The organism is Bradyrhizobium sp. URHC0002, assembly GCF_054059515.1.
The window spans coordinates 7,877,863-7,891,661 of the sequence record NZ_JBSSCF010000001.1 but is presented as its reverse complement, the minus strand read 5'-3'; the positions used below and the strand labels follow the sequence as shown (position 1 = coordinate 7,891,661).

Below are 13,799 nucleotides of genomic sequence, written 5' to 3'. Positions count from 1 at the left end.
CTCCGGCGAACAACGGCAATACCACTGGCGCGATCAACAAATGGTCGGCGTAACGGGTCACGGTTCGGGCTCCCGTCCGTCGACATGGTCAGTGCCCGTCAAGCCGCGGGACGCGAGCAGGACGACGAGGAACAGCGCCGTAGTCGCGAAGCTGATCACGATGGCGGTCAAGACCAGCGCTTGCGGTAGCGGGTCGGCAAGGTGTGCAGGGTCGCCCACCTCGCGCGCGGCCAGGATCGGAGCGCTGCCGCTCCGGAGTCGCCCCATGGCGATGATGAAGAGATTGACCGCGTAGGAAAGCAGCGACAGGCCGACGATCACCTGGAACGTGCGCGGCCGGAGGATCAACCAGACGCCCGAACCGGCGAGCATGCCAATGCCGAGAGCAAGTATGATCTCCACTATCGTACCTCGTCCTTTGGAGAGGTCACAGGCCCGACAGCCCCGCTGCTGCTCGGCATGCGGTGACTGCGCACAGACTGATGCGCGATCGCGATCAGCATCAGGACGGTCGCACCTACGACCAGCACGAAGACGCCGACGTCAAACGGAAGCGCACTCGCCAGCGGGATGGCTCCGATCAACGGAATATCGACATAGGAGAAATACGAGCTCAGGAAGGGTCGATCAGACAGCCACGCGGCGGCGCCAACGCTGACGGCGAGGAGCAGCCCTATGCCCATCCATCGTACTGGCAAGACGCGCAGCCGTGCTTCCACCCATACCGTCCCGCGGGCCATATATTGGAGAATGAACGCCACAGCCATCGTAACCCCGGCGACAAAGCCGCCGCCGGGCAGGTCGTGCCCCCGCAGCAGAAGAAAAACCGCTGCTGCTCCGATCACCGGGAAAAGCATCGCCATCATGAGCGCTGGGATCGCCATCGCGCTCTTGATCGTGTCTCCCTTGAGACGCTCGGGATGAGCCTCGTCGTAGCTGTCTTGCGCCTGCTGTTGTTCCGGCACCGGAAGGCTTTCTGCCGCCGGTCGGAACCGGCGCAGCAACGCATAAACAGTGATCGCGACGATGCTGAGCACCGTGATCTCGCCGAACGTGTCGAACGCGCGAAAGTCGACCAGGATGACGTTCACGATGTTGGTGCCGCCACCCTGCGTGTAGGCGTTTTCGACAAAGAAACCAGCGATGTTCTTCAGCGGCGGGCGCGTCATGATTACGTAGGCGAGCGCCGCCAGTCCGGACCCTGCCGCGACGGCCAGGGCGAAGTCACGAACGCGATACCATCGGATAGAGCTCGCCGCTGTGCCATCAGGGCCAAACTTGTGGGCGCGCTTCGGAAGCCAGCGCAGCCCGAGCAGCAGCAGTACAGCAGTGACCGTCTCTACGACCAATTGCGTCAGCGCGAGATCTGGCGCGGACAGCCAGACGAAGCTGACACACGTCACCAGACCGGTGCCCCCGAGCAGGATGAGCGCCGCAAGGCGATGGAACTTGGCTTGATAGGCCGCCGCCAAAGCGCAGGCGATTCCGATAGCCCAGATCACGCCGAACACGAGATCGAATCCTGATGGCGCGGTGCCTTCCATTCCAATTCCGCGCGCGTACAACGGAACCGCACCCACCAACAGTGCAGCACAGACGAGCAGTTGCAGCTGTGGCTGCAGCCGATCCGTGCCGAGGAGCCTCTCCAGGCGCCTCGCGACGCGCCAAGACAGTGTCACCAACACGCGCTCGAAAATGCGTTGCCCCTTGATGTGGCGCAGGAGAGGCGGGCCATCGCTCGTGAGCAGGTAAGAGCGCAGCATAAAATACAGGCCGATGCCCCCGCATAGCGCAACCAGACTCATCAGGAGTTCTGGGGTGAAGCCGTGCCAGAGGGCAAGGCTGTATTCCGGTATGTTTGGGCCGACCACGGCACGGACCGCGGTTTCGAGCAGCGGCGCCACGGTGAATTTAGGAACGATGCCGACGAGAAGGCATGCGAACACCAGAAGCTCGGCAGGGAAGCGCATGAGGAAGGGTGGCTCACCCGGCGTGCGCGGAAGGTCCTGCGAAGGCGGACCAAAGAAGACTTCGCGTATGAAGCGTAGCGAGTACGCGACCGTAAACGTGCTCGCGACCGTAACTATGTAAGGCAGCGCTTGATCTACGAGCGAGTTATCATGAACCTCTATAGTCTCCGCGAAGAACATCTCCTTTGATAGAAAGCCGTTGAGCAAAGGGACGCCGGCCATGGCGGCGGCGGCGACCATCGCCAGAGTCGCCGTGATTGGCATGAACCGCCAAAGGCCCCCCAGCCGACGCATGTCGCGCGTGCCGGTTTCGTGGTCGATGATTCCCGCTGCCATGAACAACGACGCCTTGAACGTTGCGTGGTTCATGATGTGGAAGATGGCTGCCACTTGGCCGAGCGGCGTGTCGAGGCCGATGAGCAGCGTGATCAAGCCAAGATGGCTAATGGTCGAATAGGCCAGTAGTCCCTTCAGGTCCTGCTGAAAAATAGCGATGAACGCGCCGAGAATGAAGGTAATCAGACCGGCCGAACCGACGAGCCACAGCCACTCGTTGGTCCCTCCCAGCGCCGGCCAGAGGCGCACCAGCAGGAATACGCCGGCTTTGACCATTGTAGCGGAGTGCAGGTAAGCCGAAACTGGCGTGGGGGCTGCCATGGCGTGTGGCAACCAGAAATGAAAAGGAAACTGGGCGCTCTTCGTCAGCGCACCGAGAAGAACGAGAACAAGCGCCGGGACGTAGAGCGAGTGCAAGCGGATCGCGGCGCCGGATGCGAGCACGCGATCGAGGTCGTAGCTGCCGACGATATGGCCGAGTATCAGTACGCCGGCGAACAGGCAAAGTCCGCCGGACGCCGTAATGGTCAGCGCCATACGGGCGCCGTCTCGCGCCTGCGCGGTTTGGTGCCAGTAGCCGATCAGCAGGAAAGAAAAGAGGCTGGTTAGTTCCCAGAAGAAAACCAGCTGTATCAGATTGCCCGAGAGCACGATGCCGAGCATAGCACCCATGAAGGCGAGCAGGAGTGAGAAGAAGCGGGGTACGGGATCGGCAGGTGACATATAGTAGCGGGCGTAGACAACTACCAGCAACCCGATGCCGGTGATTAGCGTGGCCATCAGCCAAGCGAAGCCATCCATCCTCAAGCTGAACTCGAGGCCGAGTTCGGGGATCCAAGCCGCGCTGTATTGGAGGACCCCGCCATTGGTGACGCGCGGGTAGGTCGCAACCACGAAGACGAGAGCAACGATAGCGACGAGTCCCGCCAGGTATGCTTCTGCGTTGCGGGCATTTGCCGGGAACAGAATGGCCAGACAGCCTCCGATAAACGGGACAGCAATGATTGCGACGAGAAGCGTCTCCGGAGAAGTCAAGATCTTTGCCCAATTGCTACAGCAATGCCAGTTTCTCCATCATCTCTTGGTAGATCGGACAATACTAGTGCAACATTCCGTGAGTGGCTGAGTGCACCGGAGTTGCATGGACCGCTTCGTTTCTGCTGTATGTGCATCAACAGGTTCCTGCCGCGTGACTGGCCCGGGCCTCGAATGGCCGATTTTCCGGACGCTCATCAAGTGCGGTCTGCAATCGCTCGAGGTCTTCCGTGTCGGCGTCTTCCTCGCGGTAGGGGCCCACGTCGTGCTCGACAAAATCTCCGACGCGGTCTGGATGCAAATCGCAGTTAGTGTCCTCGGCATCGCCATGCTGACCGGATTCGCTTACTGCCGCTCCTGGTGCAAGAAGGTCGACAAGCCAAATTCACTTGCCGTGCGCAGGCCTAGTCCACGACAAACGATGTGTCGGTGTCTAGGTAGCAGGAACATGCAGCCAATCAGCGACAAAACGGCGCGGGCCAACTCAACAGCTTGCTTTCACGGGTTGTCTCGCCAAGTATATCGCTATGATTATCATTGTGCTCGATCGAAGATATTGCCGCGCGGGCCGCTTGCAAATCGGCAAGTAACCCGGGCTGCCTTCGCGGCTGTCCGGGCATAAATTTCCACACCAAAGCAGTCCTGCTCGATTGCGACGTTCCGGAACATACTTCCGCGATCGTTTCGCGTGAGCTCACGCTCCGCCGCGCCCGCCACGCGGCGGCAAATGCGATGCATTAGCTGTCGCGCGCTAAAAGCGACGGACGACGATAGCTGCAACGGCGCGATCCAGAATTTTGACTTGAGGAGAAGGCGATGACAGAGGCGAGAGAGATGGGCCGGTCGTACATGAAGGCTGCCGGCGCTGCAGCTGCGACCATTGCTGACCATAACCGCAAGAGCATGCAATTGTCCGGCGCCAGACAGAGCAACTGCCTCCAATCGTCGTCGCACGGCGAGACCATGCTCGTCCAGCTTAAGAAGGGGTGTGTTGGAAACGAGCTCGATTGCTCGCTAAACATTATGGAGTAGGAAATGCATCGCGACAGAATAGCCGAAATCAGACCGCCAATTGCCATTGATGCGAATCACTTCGCCAGACTATTTGCGCTCTCGTCGCTGACGAGCGGATCGATGACGGAGGTATGCGAATATCTTCGGGAAGAGCTCGATCGCGCGCATGTGCTTCCGGCCGAACAGTTGCGTCCTGACATTGTAAGTCTCGGTAGCAAGGTCGAATTTCGGGACGAGCAAGCCGGAAGGATCCAGGAGATCATTCTGGTTTACCCGCTTGATGCCGATATCACGTGCCGGCGCGTGTCCGTGCTGACGCCGGTCGGCGCAGCGCTTCTGGGGCTTTCGGTCAATCAGACCATTTCGTTCCGCACCAGAACCGGCGAGAGGCGCGAACTGACCGTGCTCAAGGTCGGTCGCGCCGACTAGTCGGACATCGAAGGGAAAAACAGGAGCGCGATGAAGTTGTCATCGCGCTCATGCTTCTGCCCACTGTGGAAGGCGGCAACGGTTTGTCTCGCGATCCAGAGCTGTAACGTCGATCCAGTCGATCGATCGGCCGCGTAGCCTGGCCGCACCAACGAACTGCCCGGGGCGCGCTCCATACGAGCAATTGAGCGCTGCGAACGGTTACGAGCGGGTGTCGCGAGCTTCAGTGCAGCACGCGGTCGTCCTCGATGCTGTCTCCGTTGCGCAACAGCCGATATGTTCCTCGTCTGGAACAGCATTTGCGACTCCACACTCGAAGAAATTCGGCTCAGTGTCCGCAGCACCGGGACGGCGGATCGAACGTTTTTCATTTGACGTATTTGAGCCCGGGGGCCGCAGCGCGAAAATGCCTGCGGTCGTTTCATTCCAGGATTCGTCTGCCCTGCGGTAAAAATGCAGAGTTGGGCGGTAGGCGTTACCTGATCGGAGAAAGTCGTTGTCAGTTATGGTGGTCGCGTTGCAAGTGTAACGTGTGGTGGCGCGTCTCGCGCGAGACCGGCCGCTCGGACGGGTCGCGGCCAAGCTTGGACTTCAAATCCACGAGGTCGATGAAAGCGTCGGCCTGACGCCGAAGTTCATCGGCGATCATCGGAGGATGGCTGGCAATGGTTGAGACGACGGTGACGCGAACCCCTCGACGTTGCATTGCCTCGACCAGCGGGCGCAAGTCGCCGTCGCCCGAGAAAAGAATCATCTGATCCATATGCTCGGCAAGCTCCATGGCATCAACCGCGAGTTTGATGTCCATGCTGCCCTTTATCCTGCGATGGCCGCTGGCGTCGGTGAACTCCTTGGCCGCCTTGGTGACCACGGTATAGCCGTTGTAGTCGAGCCAATCGATCAGGGGGCGGATCGACGAATATTCCTGGTCCTCGATGATCGCAGTGTAATAGAACGCGCGAAGCACTGTGCCGCGACTTTGGAATTCCTTGAGGAGTCGCTTGTAATCTACATCGAAACCAAGCGTCTTGCTGGTCGCATGAAGATTGGCGCCATCGATAAGGAGTGCGATCTTGGTGCAGCGAGATGACATTTGGGCAATGGCCCCCAAATCGGACAGCAAGGCATTACAGACATCAGTTCACGTTATTTGTACAAGTTTCAAGAAGCCATCAAGCGCCGCCAGGTTCAGGTGGTCAAGGAAGAGCGCGGCGACGAGGACGAGTGTTTTGCGAGTAGCATTGCGAGCATAAAGTGGGGCAGGGACTTGTTGCGGCGTGGAGCTATGCCCGCCGGGAACGAAGAACATCCGCTTGAACTTGTTGAGGGCGCGGACGGCCAAACCGAGCCCGAACGGGTTGGTCTGGCGGAAGAAGGCGATCTTCTTCACATGGCCTTCGACATGCCATTTGGCGTGCGCCCCGTTGCGGAAAAAGATCACATCACCGACGCCATAACGCTTCGGCGGCATGCCCTCGCTCTCGAGCACGATCGATCCTTCGAGGATCATGATGGTCTCATCGACATCGTAGTACCAGTTGAACTTGCCTTCGGTGCAGGACCAGATCAGCGTCCTGGCAGCGCCGTCCGCGCTGACCGACAGCGGGTACGAGCGGGCTTCCGGATTGCCTTCCAGGATCCAGGATGGCTCGATCGGCGACGGCCTGAGATCCACGTTGCAATGGCTGGTTTCAATAAGCGCAAGCGGCATCGAAGACCTCACGGGTTGAGTAATTATGCACGACTTTACAAAGTATCCCGGTGGCGCTGGCAGCGGCGGGTGTTCTTCCGGGTGCCACACAACCAGTCTATCGCAAAAAAAAGAAGAAGCCACTCAGCCGCAAGGGCAACGTACCTAACAGGTCGCTCAACGTGGGTTACCTCCAAAGAGGCACCTCTGTGCCGTGTCCAATCGTGAGATGAAGCCGCAATGCGAGCTACCGTGACGCTGAGGCATCAGCCAAACGCCGCAGCGAGGGATCGATCGATTGTTTGGCGTACATCAGATCGAACTTCGATCACGACGGGGCCGTTCGCCGACATTGCTTCTCTGATTACCTCGGCCGCCTGCGCTGCATCCGTGATGGTATAGCCCCGCGCGCCGAATGCGCGGGAAAGGGCCGCAAAATCGGGGTTGGAGAGGTCCGTACCCCAAGGACGTTTCGGAAATGCTCTTTCCTGATGCGAACGGATGGTGCCGTACGATTGATTGTTGGAGATCACGATCTTTATGTTGAGCCGGCGCGCAACGGCAGTTGCCAACTCGTTCCCGGTCATCAGGAAACCGCCGTCGCCGCAAAACGCGATCACCTGACGATCCGGATAACGGAGGCTCGCGCTCAATGCGGAAGGAACACCACTGCCCATGGCGCCACAGGCGGAGCCGAGCAGTCGAGCTGACGGCTTGAAGCGGAATATCCGGTGCACCCAGGCGGCGAAGTCGCCGGAGTCGGTCGTCACGACACCATCTGCTCTGAAATGCTTGGCGACGGCCGCAACCGCATGGCCAAGGACATCAGCGCTCGGGATACGCTGCTCAGGCCATGCGTGCACCGCTTCCCGAGCTTTCGCCGCGGCTTCGATCCACCCACCGCGCTCGCGTACGGCGACCGGCAAGTCAAGCCAGGATCTCAAGAAGGGATGTGCCGACGAAACGATTGCAACGTTGGTATGGAAGTGAGTGCCGATGGTATTCGGATCGGGGTAGACGTGAACCAGAGGCTGAGACGTCGGCGATTGTCGCGGAAACCGGAATCCGAGAGAAGACAAGTCGCCGAGTCGCGTTCCGATCGCAACGATCAGATCCGCTCGCTCAAAGAGCCTGACATGGGCTGGCGAGGTGAAGAAGCCAAGGTGCCCGATCCAGAGCCGGTGATCGTTCGGAAATTGATCCTGCATCTTGGTGGTGACTGCGACTGGAACATTCCAGCGCTCGCTCACTGCGATCAGATCCTTGCGAAATTCCGCAGTCCGACACTCGCCTCCGACCAGCAGAATCGGCCTCTCCGCCTCGCCGACCAAAGCGGCCGCCTGCTCGACGGCGGCTCGACTGGGCTCGGCTCGCGCGACGCCGTGAACCCTGGCGGTGAGCTGGCCGGCCTCCATCTCGAGAACGTCCTGAGGGAGCTCGATCACAACCGGCCCCGGCGTGCCGCTATGCGCCACGGAAAATGCCCGCGCCATCATCTCGGGCGCCTGGGCTGCTGAATCGATTCTGGTGGACCACTTCACAAGGCCACTGAACGCCCGCCCGGTGTCGATCACCTGGACTGCGTCACGATTGAGGTCCGGCGTCTCGACCTGACCAACCAGCAATACGAGGGGTATGGCCTCCTGGGAAGCTACATGCAGGCCAAGCGTCGCGTTGGATGCGCCTGGTCCGCGGCTTGCCATCACCACGCCCGCGCGGCCGGTGAGCTTGGCGTCGGCGACTGCGGCAAGACTGGCGCTTCCCTCGTGGCGGCAAGTCACGAGATCGATCTCGTCGCGTTCGTACAGTGCGTCGAGGAGCGCAAGAAAGCTTTCGCCGGGTACACCAAATGCCCGGTCGACGCCATGCGCGATCAGAGCATCGACGATTAGATCAGCAACCCGAAAAGCCATGCCACACCATCTCAGTCGGAAGGCCATCACCATCACGCCGCGGCTTTACCGCGTGCGCGAAATCCCAGTACAGCTTCCGCGCACGCGCATAGAAGGGGCCGGGCGTGAGCTTCCGGTCGTCGATACGGATCACCGGCGCGACCTTGGCGAAATTACCGGTCGAAAAGATCTCGTCCGCGGCGAGGAAATCGGCATAGCGCAGCGTGGCCTCGATCACGGTGGCGCCTTCGCCGCGCAACAGGTCGATCACCCGCTGCCGGGTAATGCCGTTCAGGAAGGTTCCATTCGGTGCAGGCGTGTAGACAGCACCATCTTTCGCCATGAACACGTTGGAATTGCCGAATTCCGCTACGTTGCCCAGCATGTCCAGCATTAGGCAGTTCTGGAAGCCGCGCGAGGCGGCCTCGATCAGCGCACGCGAACAGTTCGGGTAGAGACAGGCGGCCTTGACATCGACCGGCGCGCATTCGGCGGTCGGTCTGCGGAACGGAGACAGCGTGATCGCGCTGCCGACAGGCTTTGGGATCGGCGCTTCGTAGATGCTAAGGCACCAGTCCGTCGTTTCCGGATCGAAGAGCACTCCGCCGCCGGCGCCGGTCTGCGGCCAATACATCGGCCGGATGTAGAGCTCGGCATTGGCTGGGAAGCGGGCGATGCCCTCGTGCGCGAGACCCAGCCACGTGTCGAGATCGACGATCGGCTTGAGCCCGAACTTTACCGCGGATTGATTGACGCGGGCGCAATGGCGGTCTAGGTCGGGCGTAACGCCTTCGAAGGCGCGTGCACCATCGAACACGGTCGAGCCGAGCCAGAGCCCATGGGTGCGTGGCCCCATGATCGGCACATTGCCCTCGTGCCACCGGCCCTCGAAGAACGTCCACGTCCGCGAATGGCTGACGGACTTGCTGCTCGGAATCATCACGGTCCTCCGTACGGGCGACTGAGTTACGGCCCATAGATCACCAGCTCGGTATCCGACAGATCGGCAAGCCGGGGGCATTGCGGACCCTTGAAGTATTTGCGCCCACGCGGCTCGCGATAGACGCCGACCAGTTCTTTCATGCGGCCATTGGCGTCGAGAGCGACCGAGATCCGCCCGCGCCGGAGCAGGAAGCGGCCGATGGCGCCGGCGCAGGCGACATAGTCGGCGACATCGTGGCAATAGATCAGCTGCATCGCCGGTAGCGCGATCCGGCGGGCACGCATCGGCTGCAGGACGAAGGGAAAGCCGCGGCCGTCGGTCGCGCGGCACGCCAGGCTGAGGCAGCCGTAGGCCGCGTGCCGTGCCAGCAGCGCGACGTCGGCTTTGGATAAGCCGTCGATCGTCTGCGCGTCCTGCTGCACGACTTCGACGCGCATGCCGCTCGCCGAATACGACAGCGCGGGGAAGGAAAAGAACAAGCCACCGCAATATGCGCGGAATCCCTGGGCTTCGATGGTCGGCCAGGTCCAGTGCGCCGGGCTGATATTGAGGTAAGTGACATGCTGGTGGCGCTGCGCGACCTTGGTCAGCATCGGCGCGTAGTTGCGGAACCCGGGCGCCACATACCAGCTGGAAACATTGCAGCGGATGCAGATCCCGGCGCCGTCGTCCCGTGCAGTGTAGATCAACAGCAGAACACCAACGGGCGTCCCCTCATGGTCGAGCATGTAGCCAAAGCGCGGGAAACCATCGGGCACCTCGCGCAGGGACGCGCGCCGGAGCCCCTCCATCCAGTAGTCGCGCGAGCGGCCCTCAAAGCCGCGCGTCAAGAGATCGGCGACGGCGGCAAGATCGGCTCGTCCTATCTCGCGGCATCGGATCATGCTCCGAACTCCGTCATACGATCCGATCCCGCTTTTTCGTCAGCCGGTCGGCGAGCGAGAGCCAGGCGAGCGGATCGGGGCCGTCGTCCGGTGCGGGAATCGGCGCCCAGCTTGCGTCCGTAGCGACGAGCCGGAATTCCGGTCACGGAGCGGGCCCCCTTCTTGCGCTTCCTGCCGTTACCCATGGTGCCCGAATGCGCGGTATCCGCCGCGGTCCGAGATCGGCCTCGTTCGGCTCCTTCCGTTAAGGGCCCGCGGCCTTGAGCGTGTGGCACGCTGCGACGCCATGTACAGCAGCCAGTTGCGGTAGATGCGCCTGGCCGGCAGATGCCAGACGTTTCTCAGATTCCTCGCCAGGTGATCGGCGGGGAAATCCGCGAGAAACTCCGGACATCTGTCCGAAAGGGCTTTTCGCTGGAAGGCGGTCAGGATCTCTTCCGCCTTCGTACCAAAATAACCTTTCGGTATCGTCGGACAGACTTCGTTCTCTCCCCGAAGGAACCGGCCCATGTCCCTTCTGTATTCGCCCAATAGGCTCTGGGCCTCGTATTCCGGATGGCCCTGGAAATGGACGAAGAGGCTCTTCTTGTGCTGCTTGACGAAGCAATCGACGCCAGCCTCCGCCGACTTTGTGAGAACGGAATATCCGCAGCTCGCGATAGCTTCTTGCTGCACCTCGTTCCACCGGGCGTGCGGTATTCTAAAGGTCGCTGGAACGTAGTGCATCAGGGGATGATCTCTCGTCTTCGTTTGAGCGAAGACACCGATGCATTTTGCAGGCAGCTCGCGGCGCCCCACGCCATCCATGTGCAGGACGGCCGCATGGACGGCGAGACAGGAATACACCGACGAGATCGTATTCTCCCTGGCCCAGTCCATGACCTGGGTGAGCGCGGTCCAATACGGCTCGTCCGTCAGGCGGGCAGCTCTCGGCTCGGCGCCGGTCACGATTATTCCGTCCAGGCTGCCGAGCACCAGATCGTCGGTGTTGCGGTAGTATCGACGCACGTAATCGCGCCCCCATTCCGAACGGGGCGTCGCCTCCATCGTGTAGAAGTGCAGCCTGACGACAAGCCTTTCAGCCGCCGCGCCGAGCAGGTCGAACACCTGGCGCTCGGTGGACATCAAGGCGGCATCCGGCATGTTGTTGATCAGCCCGATATCGAGACATTCCCCCCGGTTTCCCGGTGATCCCATTGCGGCGGCGCTTCCGCTCGGTGCTCTCGAGAGGAGGTGGTGGTCGTATGCGTCTATGTCGACTAGAACAGGCATCGGGATGTCTTCATGGCTGTATGGATTCAATCCGCGGCATGGAGCGCCTGATCGAGGTCGGCGATGATGTCGTCGATGTGCTCGATTCCTACGCTCAACCTGATCATCTCGGGCCGTACGCCGGCCTTTTGCTGCTCTTCTGGCGACATTTGCCGGTGCGTGGTCGATGCGGGATGGCAGGCGAGCGATTTCGCGTCACCAATGTTGACCAGACGCTTGAACAACCTGAGCGCATCGTAGAACCGCTTGCCGGCCTCGAACCCTCCCGCCACGCCAAAGGTCAGCAACGAGCACGCCCGGCCGCCGAGATACTTCTGCGTCAGCGCGTGATAGGGGCTGTCCTGGAAGCCCGCGTAGTTGACCCATCCGACGCGGCGGTCGTTGCGCAGAAACCGTGCGACCTTCTCGGCATTCTCGACGTGGCGCTCGATTCGAAGCGCGACGCTCTCGATGCCCTGGAGCAACAGGAAGGCGTTCATCGGCGCCAGGATGGAGCCAGTGTTCCTCAAGGAGACGGCGCGGCAGCGCGCGATGTAGGCGGCCGGCCCGTAGCGTTCAGTGAAAACCAGCCCATGGTACGATTTCTCCGGCTCGTTCATCATCGCAAAGCGCCGGCCGTGCTCCGCCCACGGGAATTTGCCGCCGTCGACGATGATTCCGCCGAGCGTGGTGCCGTGCCCGCCCATGAACTTCGTCAGCGACTCCACCACGACATCCGCTCCGTATTCGATCGGTCTTAGCAGGATCGGGGTAGGTACCGTGTTGTCGACGATCAGCGGCACACCGTGCCTGTGGGCGACCTCGGCCATCGCTTCGATGTCGCAGACGTTTCCGGCCGGATTTCCGACGCTCTCGCAGAACACCGCCCGCGTCTCGTCGTCGATCAATCTTTCGATGCTCGCCGGACTGTCGTCTTCCGAGAACCGGACCGTGATGCCCTGCCGCGGCAGGATGTGTGCGAACAGCGTATGCGTGGTGCCGTAGAGTTGCGGGACCGAGACGATGTTGGTGCCCATATCCGCGATGTTGGTCACCGCATAGTTCACCGCGGCCTGGCCGCACGCCACGCTGAGCGCCTCAATGCCTCCTTCCATGGCGGCAACGCGCTTCTCCAGCACCGCGTTGGTCGGATTGCCTATCCGGGTATAGCGAAAGCCGTCCACTTCGAGGTTGAAGAGCGCGGCGCCATGGTCGGCGCTGTCGAAGGCGTACGAGGCCGTCTGGTAGATCGGCACGGCGACGGCCTTGGTGGCCGGATCGTTGTCGAAGCCGCCGTGGACGGCGATCGTCTCTCGTTTCATGGAGGTTGGCCCTACGGCTCCTCGGCCGCGGGCTAACTCGGGATTTCGTTGGAGCATTGCATTTCCTCGAATGCTGAAAATCGTCTAGCGATCGTTCCGGGGGAAGCCGAGCAGGTTCCGCACCGCGGTAGGCCATCGGGCGACGTTGCCGCCGTGGGTGTGGAACATGGCGACGGCGAGGCGGTCCATTCCGAAGGCCACGCAGGCGGTATGCGCCGGCTCGCCGGAGGCATCCGCGATGTCCCAGGCGATACCGAAATGATCCCGGTGGTAATTGAAGCTCATGCAGGCGGTCGGTTGCTCCTCGGAGCGTAGAGGCACCAGCAGTTCGAACTTCAGCGCCTGCTGTTGCTGGCTCACCGCCTTCATCCGTCCGACCCGGCCGAAGAACGGATCGCTGGCGTAGTCGATCCTGAAGGTCAGCCCGAGATCGCTGGCGATCTCCTGCGCAAGCATCATCCAACGCTCCCGGAACTCCGAGACCTGTTCGGGGCTGCCGACGCAGACGTATTCGCGCATCCTGAAGGACTGCAACCGGTCGAGATGGCGTGAGGGCTCGCGACGGAAGCAATCGGCGGCCACGTCGAAGAGCCAGCCTTCCGCCGGTACCGGACCGCGGCTCGCCGCGATCGGATAGACGGGATAACAGGCGGCCGGCGTCAGCACGAGGTCGGCCGGCGATAGCGCTGCGGTCCAGTCTCCCCCGGAGTCTAAGCGGCCGACCGCTACGTCGATCTCGCTTTCCGTGCCGTGCAGGCCGCAGACGCAGCCGAGCAGGTTCGGGAAGCTCTTCAGGTAGCCCGACCGCTCGAGCTGTCCGCGGTTCATGACGGGAGGGAAGCGCATCACCTCGGCGTCCGGTTCGCGATACCGCGTGATCAGCGCCGCAAGCCGCTCCACGATATCTTCATAGAGTGCAGTGCGGCCATAGACGCCCGGGGAGCCCATCCTGTGGAACAGCACATCGGCGAGATGGTCCAGCGGGTCGGCGGGTTCCACCGGTGCGGCGGCAAACATGGCCACGTTCATGTCG

General features: G+C 61.5%; 12 protein-coding genes and 1 pseudogene. 3 read left to right on the top strand and 10 right to left on the bottom strand.

All coding sequences use genetic code 11. From position 1 onward, the window contains the following. Window positions 1-57 precede the first annotated feature (57 nt). Window positions 58-402: a Na+/H+ antiporter subunit C gene (locus tag ACVWVY_RS37940; protein ID WP_456631197.1), complete on the bottom strand. Its 345-nt coding sequence runs from the start codon at window positions 400-402 to the stop codon at window positions 58-60. Further along, complete coding sequence (locus tag ACVWVY_RS37935; RefSeq protein WP_456631196.1) at window positions 402-3,341, bottom strand: monovalent cation/H+ antiporter subunit A; 2,940 nt, start codon at window positions 3,339-3,341, stop codon at window positions 402-404. Before ACVWVY_RS37935 ends, ACVWVY_RS37940 begins: the two co-directional genes overlap by 1 nt. 106 nt (window positions 3,342-3,447) lie before the next feature. Here ACVWVY_RS37935 and opgC point away from each other — a divergent pair, with 106 nt between their 5' ends. From opgC to rnk, 3 genes are all read left to right on the top strand, one after another. Beyond that, complete coding sequence (gene opgC / locus ACVWVY_RS37930; RefSeq protein WP_456631195.1) at window positions 3,448-3,963, top strand: OpgC domain-containing protein; 516 nt, start codon at window positions 3,448-3,450, stop codon at window positions 3,961-3,963. A gap of 194 nt (window positions 3,964-4,157) precedes the next feature. Further along, window positions 4,158-4,373 (top strand): hypothetical protein, encoded by a 216-nt coding sequence (locus ACVWVY_RS37925; RefSeq protein WP_456631194.1) that lies wholly within the window; start codon window positions 4,158-4,160, stop codon window positions 4,371-4,373. Between the two features lie 3 nt (window positions 4,374-4,376). Beyond that, entirely contained in the window at window positions 4,377-4,784 is a 408-nt protein-coding gene (gene rnk / locus ACVWVY_RS37920) for a nucleoside diphosphate kinase regulator (protein ID WP_456631193.1), read from the top strand. 499 nt (window positions 4,785-5,283) lie between these two features. Here the strand turns inward: rnk and ACVWVY_RS37915 are convergent, their stop codons facing one another. The 8 genes and pseudogenes from ACVWVY_RS37915 to ACVWVY_RS37880 form a co-directional block, all read right to left on the bottom strand. Continuing rightward, the gene (locus tag ACVWVY_RS37915; RefSeq protein ID WP_456632410.1) at window positions 5,284-5,877 is read right to left on the bottom strand and encodes a LabA-like NYN domain-containing protein; all 594 of its coding nucleotides are present in this window, start codon (window positions 5,875-5,877) and stop codon (window positions 5,284-5,286) included. 195 nt (window positions 5,878-6,072) lie between these two features. Beyond that, window positions 6,073-6,495, bottom strand: a pseudogene (locus ACVWVY_RS37910) (cupin domain-containing protein); the annotation flags it as partial. A 245-nt stretch (window positions 6,496-6,740) separates the two neighbouring features. After that, on the bottom strand, window positions 6,741-8,420 hold the full coding sequence (locus ACVWVY_RS37905; RefSeq protein ID WP_456631192.1) for a thiamine pyrophosphate-dependent enzyme: 1,680 nt from the start codon (window positions 8,418-8,420) through the stop codon (window positions 6,741-6,743). Further along, the gene (locus ACVWVY_RS37900) at window positions 8,368-9,306 is read right to left on the bottom strand and encodes a branched-chain amino acid aminotransferase (protein WP_456631191.1); all 939 of its coding nucleotides are present in this window, start codon (window positions 9,304-9,306) and stop codon (window positions 8,368-8,370) included. Before ACVWVY_RS37900 ends, ACVWVY_RS37905 begins: the two co-directional genes overlap by 53 nt. Before the next feature lie 26 nt (window positions 9,307-9,332). After that, complete coding sequence (locus ACVWVY_RS37895) at window positions 9,333-10,193, bottom strand: acyl-CoA acyltransferase (RefSeq protein WP_456631190.1); 861 nt, start codon at window positions 10,191-10,193, stop codon at window positions 9,333-9,335. A gap of 177 nt (window positions 10,194-10,370) precedes the next feature. Then, window positions 10,371-11,465 carry a homoserine O-succinyltransferase MetA gene (gene metA / locus ACVWVY_RS37890; RefSeq protein WP_456632409.1) on the bottom strand — a complete coding sequence of 365 codons (1,095 nt, stop codon included), beginning with the start codon at window positions 11,463-11,465 and terminating at the stop codon, window positions 10,371-10,373. Between the two features lie 26 nt (window positions 11,466-11,491). Continuing rightward, on the bottom strand, window positions 11,492-12,766 hold the full coding sequence (locus ACVWVY_RS37885; RefSeq protein ID WP_456631189.1) for an O-acetylhomoserine aminocarboxypropyltransferase/cysteine synthase family protein: 1,275 nt from the start codon (window positions 12,764-12,766) through the stop codon (window positions 11,492-11,494). An 84-nt stretch (window positions 12,767-12,850) separates the two neighbouring features. Next, window positions 12,851-13,795: an amino acid--[acyl-carrier-protein] ligase gene (locus tag ACVWVY_RS37880; protein WP_456632408.1), complete on the bottom strand. Its 945-nt coding sequence runs from the start codon at window positions 13,793-13,795 to the stop codon at window positions 12,851-12,853. Window positions 13,796-13,799 lie beyond the last annotated feature (4 nt).